Raw genomic sequence first — 7905 nt, 5'->3', positions numbered from 1 at the left:
GCGGTGGCGCGGGCTTCCCGCTGGCGGGCCTCGGCGCCGCGCGCTTCCTGCTCGGCGGCGGCGGCCTGGCTGCGGGCGGTGCTGGCGGCGCCGGCCTCGGCCTCGGCCTGGTCCAGCCGGGCGCTGGCGGCGCGCAGCGCGTTGCGCTGGGCGAGGCGGACGGCGCCGGGGGTGGGGATGCCGGGCAGCAGCCCCTGGCCATCCCAGCGCCACACCGCGCCATCCTCCGTCACCAGCGCCTGGCCGGGCTTCAGCAAGGGTTGCAGCGCGGCGCCGTCGCTGCCCTTGGGCAGCAGGCCGATCTGCGACAGGGCGCGGGACAGCGCATCCGGCGCCTCGACCAGACGGGCGAGCGGCGTGGCCCCGGCGGGCAGAGCGGGCATCGGGTCCAACGGCGGCAGGCTGCGCCAGTGGCGCGGCGCCTCCGGGTCCAGCGCCGCATCCAGCCCCTCCCCCATCGCCGCGCCGAGGGCGGCTTCGAGGCCGGGCGGCACGCCGATGCGGTCGAGCACGGATTCGGCACCGCTGCCCACTTCCCGCGCCCGCAGCACCTCGGCCAGCGCGGCGGCCTCCGCGGCGGCACGGGCGCGGCCGGCCTCGGCCTCGCTGGCGGCGGCGCGGGCGGCTTCGTGGCGGCATTGGGCGGCGGTGCGCGCCTTCTCGGCGGCGTCGAGCGCGGCGCGGGCTTCGGTGAGCGCAGCGGCGGCAGCAGCGGCCTCGGCACGGGCCGTGGCCATTTCGGCTTCGGGAACAGCGCCGGCGCGGGCGGCGTCGCGCTCCGCGGTCAGGCGGGATTGCTGTTCGGCGCCACGGCGGGCGGCGGTCTCGGCGGCCTGGAGTTCGCTGTTGGCGCGGGATTCGGTGGCTTCGGCCTCCGCCGCCAGCCGCCGCGCCGCCTCATGCGCGGACTGGGCGGCGGCGCGGGCGGCCTCCGTGGTCGTCAGCGTCGCCTCGGCCTCGGCCAAGGCGGCTTCGGCGGTGCTCGTGCGGGTCGCGGCCTCGGCCAAGGCCGCTTCCGGCACAACCGCCCGCTGCGCCGCCGTGTGATCGGCGGCAATTCGCAAAAATTGCTGGGAGAGTCGCTCGGCACGGCTGGCGGCCTCGCCCTCCGCGGTGGCCAGCGCATTGGCCTGGGCGGCGGCCTCGGCGGCGGCTTCGGTGGCGCGGTCGGCGGCGGCGGCGGCCTCGGCCACGGCGGCGATCGCCTCCGCCTCGGCGCGTTCCGCATCGGCGCTGCGGCCGGGCAGTTCGGCGGCAATGCGGGAAAGCTCCTCGGCCTCCGCCTGCAACCGGGCCTCGGCGGTGTCGGCATCGGATTCGACGCCGGCCGCGTGTTCCAGATCCCGCGCCAAGGCGGCGTGGCGGGATTGGGCGCCGGCCAGGGCTTCGCGGGCGCGGGCTTCCTCGGCGCCCAGCGTCTCCGCTTCCACGCGGCGGCGTTCCAGGGCGGTGCGGGCGGTGGCTTCCGCGGCGCGCGGCGCGGGCAGGCCCTGTTCGGCGGCGAAGGCGCGGCGCGCGGCGGCCTCGGCGGCGGCCTCGGCCTGGGATGTGGCGTGGCGGGCGGTGGCGAAGGCCTCCCGCGCCTGGGCCAGCGCGCCCTGGGCGCGGGCGCGCAGAATGGCGAGCCATTCCACCTCCGCCTCCCGCACCAGCCCCGAAAGGTTGCGGTAGCGCGCGGCCTGGCGGGCCTGGCGTTGCAGGTTCTGGCGCCCGGCCTCCATCTGGCCGATCAAATCCTCGGCCCGGCCCAGATTGTTCTCGGCCTGGCGCAGCTTCAGCTCCGCCTCATGCTTGCGGGCGCGGAGGCCAGCGATGCCGGCCGCTTCCTCCAGCACCGCGCGGCGTTCCTCCGGCCGCGCCGAGATCAGCGCGGCGACGCGGCCCTGGCTGACCATGGCGGAGGACCGGGCGCCGGAGCCGATATCGGCGAACATCGTCTGCACGTCCCGCGCACGCAGTTCCCGCCCGTTCACCCGGAAGGAGCTGCCCTCCCCGCGCGCAATTTTCCGGACTATTTCAAGATCCGGCGCCTCGGCATTGGGCGGTGGCGCCAGGCCCAGCGCCTCCTCCAGGGTCAGCGTCACCTCGGCGACGTTGCGGCCCGGGCGGGTGGAGGTGCCCGCAAAAATGATGTCGTCCATCTCGCCGCCGCGCATGGCGCGGGCGTTGGTCTCGCCCATCGCCCAGCGCAGCGCCTCGACCACATTGGACTTGCCGCAGCCATTCGGGCCGACGATGCCGGTCAGCCCCGGCATCACCTCCACCACCGTCGCCTCGGCGAAGGATTTGAAGCCGGCGATGCGCAGCCGGGTCAGCCGTGCATGGCGCGCGGCCTCCGCCTGGACGTCCGTGCGGGTCGGCTCGTCCGGGGCTTCGCCCGTCTCCTCGGCCGGCACGGATTCCATGGATCAGCGCGTCTCGGCGACCAGGGCGGCGAAGCGCGCGAAGGCCATGTTGCCCGGCACGGTGCGGGTGCCGAAGACGAAGCTGGGGGTGGAGGTGATGTTGTGCTCCTGCTGCCCGGCGACGCGGGCGGCCAGGATGGCGCGCGCCAGCGCCTGGTCGGCCAGCACCTCGTCGTATTTCGCGCGCGACATGCCGGCCAGCGCCGCCACCTTGAACAGCTCCTCCCGCGGGTCGCCGCCACGTGCGAAGGCCCAGCGGTCCTGGGTGGACATCAGGGTGGAGATGAAGGGCTCGTAGCGTTCCACCGGCAGGCTGCGGGCCACGGCGGAGGCGGCCAGGGCCAGCCCGTCCAGCGGGAAGTCGCGGAACACCATCCGCATGCGGCCGGTCTCCACCAGCTCCGACTTCACCCGCGGCCAGGTTTCGCGGTGGAAGGCGGCGCAATGGCCGCAGGTGAGGGAGAAATATTCGATCACGGTCACCGGCGCATCGGCGCGGCCGGCGCTGCGCTCCGCCATGCGCGGGTCATCGGCGGCCAGGGGCGGCGGGGCCGGCTGCGCCGGGGCGGCGCCCTGGGCCAGGGCAAGACCGGGGGCGAAGCTGGCGGCGAGCGTCAGGAGGAAACGGCGGTCGAGCATGCAGAAGGGCTCCCCGAAAGGACAGGTTCAACGCTTTCGATATACGCCGAGGGCCAGCTTTGCCAGGGCATCGCGCAATTCGCCCGCCGGCATCTCCGCCAGCCGGGCCTCCACCGGGGCGGGCAATTGCACCGGCTTCGGCTTCGGGGCGGGGCGCGCCGCGCCGGCAGGGGCCTGCTGCACGAAGCGCAGCCGCTCCACCGCCACGCGGCCGAAATGCGCGTTGATCCGGGCGATCAGCTCCGGCGCCAGATGCTGCAATTCCATCGCCACCGGGCCGGAACAGGCCAGCGTCAGCGTGCCGCTGGTCACCCGCAGCGGCTGGGTGGTGGCGGCCAGCGCGGGGCCGACGATGCCCGGCCAATCGGCCATGAGCTGCGCGCCGGCCGGGCTGCGCTTGCGGAAGGCGGGCCGGGTGAGGCGCGGAATCAGCGAGGACAGCGGCAGGGGGGCTGTCGGAAACCGTCGCTGATCGCCATCCTGTGCCACGCGTGAACCCTCCCCTTCCTCAACCTCAACTGCTGCTGGCCTGGTATGACCGCCATCGCCGGGTGCTGCCCTGGCGGGATGGCAGCCGGCCCGATCCCTACCGGGTCTGGCTGTCCGAGGTGATGCTGCAGCAAACCACGGTCGCCGCCGTCGGGCCCCGCTATACACGATTCCTCGCTCGTTTCCCCGATGTGGATGCGCTGGCCGGCGCAGAATGGGCGGAGGTGGCGGAGGAATGGGCGGGGCTCGGCTACTATGCCCGCGCGCGCAACCTGCATGCCGGCGCCAAGGCCCTGGCGGCGCAGGGTTTTCCGCGGGATGCGGCGGGGCTGCGCGCCATTCCGGGCATCGGCCCCTACACCGCCGCCGCCGTCGCCGCGATCGCCTTCGATGAGGCTGTGGTGCCGGCGGATGGCAATGTGGAACGGGTGGTGGCCCGGGTCTGCCGGGTGGAAACGCCGCTGCCGACGGCGAAGAAGCGGCTTTCGGACCTCGCCCAGGGCTGGATGGCGGCACCTTCCGCCCGCGCCCGGCCGGGCGATTTCGCCCAGGCGCTGTTCGACCTGGGCGCCACCATTTGCACCCCACGCAACCCGGCCTGCGCGCTATGCCCCTGGCACGGTGGCTGCGCCGCGCAGGCGGCGGGCGTGCAGGCCGAATTGCCGCGCAAGACGCCAAAGGCGGCGCGCCCCACCCGCCATGGCACGCATTTCCTGCTGCGGGATGCGCGCGGCCTGGTGCTGGTGCGGCGCCGGGCGGAGAAGGGGCTGCTCGGCGGCATGCTGGAGATCCCCGGCACGCCCTGGCGCGCGGAGGCCTGGGCGGAGGCCGAGGCGCTGGCCCATGCGCCGCTGTCCGGCCTGCGCTGGCGCCTGCTGGACGGCGAGGCGCGGCACGGCTTCACACATTTCGAGCTGCGCATGGCCCTGCTGGCCGCCCGCCTGCCCGGCACGGCCGAGATCCCCGGCCATGCCTGGATGGACCCCGCGGCCGCGCGTACGGCGATGCCGAGCGTGATGCACCGGCTGCTGACCCTGTGGGATGGTGCGGCTGGACAGGACGCGGCGCTGCGTGAGACAGGCGGCGCCGGAACGCAGGAACCCTCACCATGACGCAAACCTTGCCCCTCACCACCCGCAGCCGCGCCACCACGGCCGCGCGCTTCGCCGGGATGGCACTGCTTGGATCGTGGCTGCTGGCGGCCTCGGCGCAGGTCAGCCTGCCGATGTGGCCGGTGCCGGCGACCTTGCAGAGCCTGGTGGTGCTGCTGCTCGGCGCGCTGGGCGGCCCGGCGGCAGGTTTTGCCGCGGTCGCGGCCTATCTGGCGCAGGGCCTGGCCGGGCTGCCGGTCTTCGCCAATGGCGCGGCGGGGCCGGCGGCGCTGCTCGGGCCGACGGGCGGCTACCTGATCGGCTTCGCGCTCGCCGCCTGGCTGGCCGGCTTCGCGCGCGGCCAGGGTTTCGTGCGGCAGGCCGTGGTGCTGCTGGCGGCGCATCTGCTGCTGTTCGTGCCGGGGCTGGCCTGGCTGGCCGGCTATGTCGGCCCGGCGCGCGCCTTTGAGGTCGGCTTCCTGCTGTTCGTGCCGGGCACGCTGGTGAAGACCGCCCTGGCGCTGGCGCTGCTGCGGGCGCTGGCGCGGCGCTGATACGCGCCTCAGCCTCCCTGGGCTGCGATTTCCTGGCGGAACTCGTCGATCAGCCGCAGGCGGCCGTCGCGGGTCTCGATATGCCAGAATGTCCAGCCATTGCAGGATGGCGCCGCCTGTAGCGCGGCGCCGACCTTGTGGATGGACCCCGTCGCGGCGCCGCAGCGCAAAGTCGCATCGGCGCCCACCGTGGCGCGCCAGCGGCGGTTGCGGTCCACCAGCGTGCTGCCGGCCGGCACCAGGCCGCGTTCCACCAGCACCCCGAAGGCGATGCGCGGCTGTTCCCGCTTGCTCGGCAGGGACAGCGCCGCGCCCTCATCCATCGGCTCCACCAGCCTCAGCCGTTCCTCGGAGGCGGCCTTGTAGAGCGGGTCCTGCTCGATGCCGATGTAGCGCCGGCCGAGCCGCTTGGCCGCCGCCGCCGTGGTGCCAGTGCCGGAGAAGGGGTCCAGCACCACCTCCCCGGCCGTGGTGCAGGCCAGCAGCACGCGGTGCAGCAGGGCTTCCGGCTTCTGGGTCGGGTGCAGCTTGGCGCCATCCTCCCCGCGCAGGCGTTCGCCGCCGGTGCACAGCGGAAAATACCAGTCGCTGCGCATCTGCACGTCGTCGTTCAGCGACTTCATGGCGGCGTAGTTGAAGCGGTAGCGGGATTCCGGGCCGCGCGCCGCCCAGATCATCGTCTCATGCGCATTGGTGAAGCGGCGGCCCCGAAAGTTCGGCATCGGGTTGGCCTTGCGCCAGACCACGTCGTTCAGGATCCAGTAGCCGAGATCCTGCATCGCGGCGCCGAGACGGAACACGTTGTGGTAGCTGCCGATCACCCACATCGTGCCGTCCTTGCGCAGCACGCGGCGGCATTCAGCCATCCATTCGCGGGTGAAGGCATCATAGGCGGCGAAGCTGGCGAACTGGTCCCAGGCATCATCGACGCCATCCACCAGGCTGTCATCCGGCCGCCGCAGCTCGCCCTTGAGCTGCAGGTTGTAGGGCGGGTCGGCAAAGATCATGTGCACCGAGGCCGGCGGCAGGCGCTTGAGCGTGGCGATGCAATCGCCGAGCAGCACCTCGTCCAGCGGCAGGTCTAGTCCCGTCCCCATCGTTTCGTCACACACCCCGCCGAGTCGCAGCCGGCAACATGCGCGGCGCGGAGTCGCGGCGTCAACTGAGCCGAAGCGCGCAAGGCGCTGATACGACCAATCCCATTGATCGGAACCTGCGGCCGGATGGCCGCCGCCGCACGTGCGGCGAGCCAAGCGAAGCGCCGGCGCTCGAGGGCAGATCCGCCGCGATCTGCGGGATTTGGCATAATGGGAAGATCAGCCCGCGAGGGCCGGTTGCAGCGGCAGCCAGGCCTGGTCCACCGGCGCGAAGCCGCGGCGGTGATGCGGCGTCGGGCCGAGGCGGGCCAGGCAGGCGCGGTGCTCGGCCGTCGGGTAGCCCTGGTGACGCGCGAAGCCCCAGGCGGGGAAGCGGCGATCGAGCCGCGCCATCGCCCGGTCCCGCGTCACCTTCGCCAGGATCGAGGCGGCGGCGATCGACAGGCTCAGCGCATCACCGCCGATGATGCAGCGGAAGCCGCGCGCGGGCACCGGGCCCGGCAGGGCGGGCGCCATGTTGCCGTCGATCAGCGCCAGCTCGCAGGGCAGCCGCAGCCGCCACAGGGCACGCGCCATGGCCAGGTGGCTGGCGCGCAGGATGTTCAGCCGGGCGATCTCCGCCACGCTGGCGGCGGCGATCGCGCAATCCACCTGGCCGAGCCGCGTGGCCTCCATCAGCGCCAGATAGGCAAGGTCGCGGCGGGCGGCGTTCAGCTTCTTGCTGTCATCGAGCAGCGCCGCGAGGGCGGCGGAAGGCGGCGTGAGGAACACCACGGCCGCAGCCAGCACCGGGCCGGCGAGCGGGCCGCGGCCTGCCTCATCCACCCCGGCGACGCGCCCGCCCGCTTCCGATTCGATGCTGTAATCCGGCATGGCGACCGGCATAGCGCGACCGTGGCCGCGAGGGAATCTCGGCGCGGCAACCGCGTGGCCGGACCGGGCGTTCGGGAAGCTGAACCAGCGGAGAACCGACCATGCCGAAGGGCAGTTTGCAGGTGACGGTGGACCAGGTGGAGCCGACGCCGTTCCACATCCCTGGCGCGACGGGCGGCACCTTCCGCATCCAGATCCTGAACGAGAAGGCCGCTTCGGGCGTGGTGACGACCATTGTCCACATCCCGCCCGGCGGCCGGATTCCCGCGCATCGGCATCAGGCGGGGTCGGAGATGCACTTCCTGCTCGATGGCGACCTGACCGAGGCCGGCACGCCGGTGACAACCGGCACCTGCCTGACCCATGCCGCCGGCGTGGTGCATGGGCCGCATGAGAGCACAGGCGGCGCGCGGTTGCTGACGGTGCAGAGCTGGCAGTCGCAGCACGGCGATTTCGACTTCGAGCCCGCCGAGGGCGAAGCGGAACCAGAGGGTGAACCGGAGCCGGGGGGTGAAGCTGAGCCGGGGGGCGGGACGGACGGCGCGACGCAGCCGGTCGACCAGCAGGCGCAGGAGCAGGCGCGCGCCGAAGCCGCTTCCCCCGACCAGCGCGGCTACGGCTGACCTAGATGTTTAGTCCTGGCGTTTGGTGGAGCGGGTTGGCGTTGAACCGCTGTGGCTCTGCGGTCCACTGCTTGCAGATGAACTCGTAGGGCGTGAGTCCGCGCAGGGTCTTCAGTCGGCGGCCGAAGTTGTAG

8 protein-coding genes and 1 pseudogene are annotated in these 7905 nt (G+C 73.5%); 3 read left to right on the top strand and 6 right to left on the bottom strand.

The window, feature by feature from the left end:
• From Q8S40_RS20510 to Q8S40_RS20500, 3 genes are all read right to left on the bottom strand, one after another.
• Positions 1–2405: AAA family ATPase (locus tag Q8S40_RS20510; RefSeq protein WP_305671887.1), on the bottom strand; the 2405-nt coding region annotated here is incomplete at its 3' end.
• A gap of 3 nt (positions 2406–2408) precedes the next feature.
• Complete coding sequence (locus Q8S40_RS20505) at positions 2409–3044, bottom strand: thioredoxin domain-containing protein (protein WP_305671886.1); 636 nt, start codon at positions 3042–3044, stop codon at positions 2409–2411.
• 27 nt (positions 3045–3071) lie between these two features.
• Positions 3072–3533: a DUF721 domain-containing protein gene (locus Q8S40_RS20500; protein WP_304810635.1), complete on the bottom strand. Its 462-nt coding sequence runs from the start codon at positions 3531–3533 to the stop codon at positions 3072–3074.
• Positions 3534–3535: 2 nt separating this feature from the next.
• Between Q8S40_RS20500 and Q8S40_RS20495 the strand changes: the two genes are divergently transcribed.
• Both Q8S40_RS20495 and Q8S40_RS20490 read left to right on the top strand, forming a co-directional pair.
• Positions 3536–4645 carry an A/G-specific adenine glycosylase gene (locus Q8S40_RS20495; protein WP_305671885.1) on the top strand — a complete coding sequence of 370 codons (1110 nt, stop codon included), beginning with the start codon at positions 3536–3538 and terminating at the stop codon, positions 4643–4645.
• Positions 4642–5178, top strand: coding sequence for a biotin transporter BioY (locus Q8S40_RS20490; protein ID WP_305671884.1), 537 nt, complete (start codon positions 4642–4644; stop codon positions 5176–5178). The genes Q8S40_RS20495 and Q8S40_RS20490 overlap by 4 nt, the downstream gene beginning before the upstream one ends.
• A gap of 8 nt (positions 5179–5186) precedes the next feature.
• On the opposite strand, the gene Q8S40_RS20485 is transcribed toward Q8S40_RS20490, so the two are convergent.
• Together Q8S40_RS20485 and Q8S40_RS20480 are read right to left on the bottom strand one after the other, a co-directional pair.
• Positions 5187–6275, bottom strand: a complete 1089-nt coding sequence (locus Q8S40_RS20485; RefSeq protein ID WP_305671883.1) for a site-specific DNA-methyltransferase — start codon at positions 6273–6275, stop codon at positions 5187–5189.
• 219 nt (positions 6276–6494) lie between these two features.
• The gene (locus Q8S40_RS20480; RefSeq protein WP_305671882.1) at positions 6495–7148 is read right to left on the bottom strand and encodes a ribonuclease HII; all 654 of its coding nucleotides are present in this window, start codon (positions 7146–7148) and stop codon (positions 6495–6497) included.
• 101 nt (positions 7149–7249) lie between these two features.
• Here Q8S40_RS20480 and Q8S40_RS20475 point away from each other — a divergent pair, with 101 nt between their 5' ends.
• Positions 7250–7771: a cupin domain-containing protein gene (locus Q8S40_RS20475; RefSeq protein WP_305671881.1), complete on the top strand. Its 522-nt coding sequence runs from the start codon at positions 7250–7252 to the stop codon at positions 7769–7771.
• Position 7772: 1 nt separating this feature from the next.
• Here Q8S40_RS20475 and Q8S40_RS20470 read toward each other — a convergent pair.
• Positions 7773–7905: pseudogene (locus tag Q8S40_RS20470) on the bottom strand (IS481 family transposase); the annotation flags it as partial.

The organism is Falsiroseomonas sp., assembly GCF_030695085.1.
GTDB lineage: Bacteria > Pseudomonadota > Alphaproteobacteria > Acetobacterales > Acetobacteraceae > Falsiroseomonas.
Note: the sequence above shows the minus strand (reverse complement) of the source record. Positions and strands in the feature narration are given on the sequence as shown.

What these genes read in the sequence shown, in the direction of transcription:
- Q8S40_RS20485 (WP_305671883.1), bottom strand. Translation starts at nt 6,275, where the DNA reads ATGGGGACGGGACTAGACCTGCCGCTGGACGAGGTGCTGCTCGGCGAT.
- Q8S40_RS20480 (WP_305671882.1), bottom strand. Translation starts at nt 7,148, where the DNA reads ATGCCGGATTACAGCATCGAATCGGAAGCGGGCGGGCGCGTCGCCGGG.
- Q8S40_RS20505 (WP_305671886.1), bottom strand. Translation starts at nt 3,044, where the DNA reads ATGCTCGACCGCCGTTTCCTCCTGACGCTCGCCGCCAGCTTCGCCCCC.
- Q8S40_RS20490 (WP_305671884.1), top strand. Translation starts at nt 4,642, where the DNA reads ATGACGCAAACCTTGCCCCTCACCACCCGCAGCCGCGCCACCACGGCC.
- Q8S40_RS20475 (WP_305671881.1), top strand. Translation starts at nt 7,250, where the DNA reads ATGCCGAAGGGCAGTTTGCAGGTGACGGTGGACCAGGTGGAGCCGACG.